The organism is Bradyrhizobium sp. 137 (assembly GCF_023074095.1).
In the GTDB taxonomy this organism is placed as follows: domain Bacteria; phylum Pseudomonadota; class Alphaproteobacteria; order Rhizobiales; family Xanthobacteraceae; genus Bradyrhizobium.
The window spans coordinates 1-874 of sequence record NZ_JADPKU010000014.1 but is presented as its reverse complement, the minus strand read 5'-3'; the positions used below and the strand labels follow the sequence as shown (position 1 = coordinate 874).

Genomic DNA, 874 nt, shown 5'->3' with positions numbered 1-874 from the left:
GATCAGCCGGTCCAGCTCCCGCGCCACCCGGGAGCCCGACAGCGAGGTGTCGGCCACCAACGCCAGGCATTCGCGCGTGCACTCGTCGACCACGGTCAGCATGCGGAAGCGGCGACCGTCGGTCAGCTGATCCGAAACGAAGTCGAGCGACCACCGGTCGTTCGGCGTCATCGGAACCAGCATCGGCGCCCTGGTCCCGATCGCCCGCTTGCGGCCACCACGGCGGCGCACCGTCAGCTTCTCTTCCCGATAGAGCCGGAAGAGCTTTTTGTCGTCTAATCGCTGTCAATTGCCCTGGGTGCCGGACCTTGTCGTGCCACGGCGACCTTGGCCTTTCGCGACCCGATCCGAGCCATCAATTGCTGCCCCCAACGGCGGAGTGCACTATCTTTGCGCACGCGCGTCATGAGCGCGTTGGCCGCCTCGAACAGAAGGCTTCGCGCCATGCGGTCGCCTGACTTGGATATCCGGCCAGAGATATCGACCTCGCCGGATTGATAGCGCCGAGGTGTCAGGCCGAGAAACGCTCCGACATCAGTTGGATCGGGCGAAGCGGTTAGGATCGTCTACGGCCGTCGTGAACGTCAATGCAGTAATCGCGCCTACACCGGGGATCGTTATCATGCGCTGGCAGGCCTCATCGGTGCGCGCGAGACGTAGAAGCTGCGAATCGAGCCTCTGCCTGCGCTCTCCCGCAACACGCCAAGCCTCAAGCAACGCGTCAATGGCGCTTCGGAGCAAGGGGTCCTCCGGACATCGCGTGAGCACTGCGCGGTCGAACGTTCCACCCTTACCGGCTGCGAGCACCACGCCGAAGGTCTTCAGTAGACCACGAATTTGATTGTAAAGCGTCGTACGAATCGCGACGAGTTCG

General features: G+C 63.3%; 1 protein-coding gene and 1 pseudogene. Both read right to left on the bottom strand.

Annotated elements, in window-relative coordinates:
* A pseudogene (locus IVA78_RS02720) lies at nt 1–279 on the bottom strand (IS3 family transposase); the annotation flags it as partial.
* 255 nt (nt 280–534) lie between these two features.
* Nucleotides 535–874: transposase (locus IVA78_RS02715; protein WP_247464095.1), on the bottom strand; the 340-nt coding region annotated here is incomplete at its 5' end.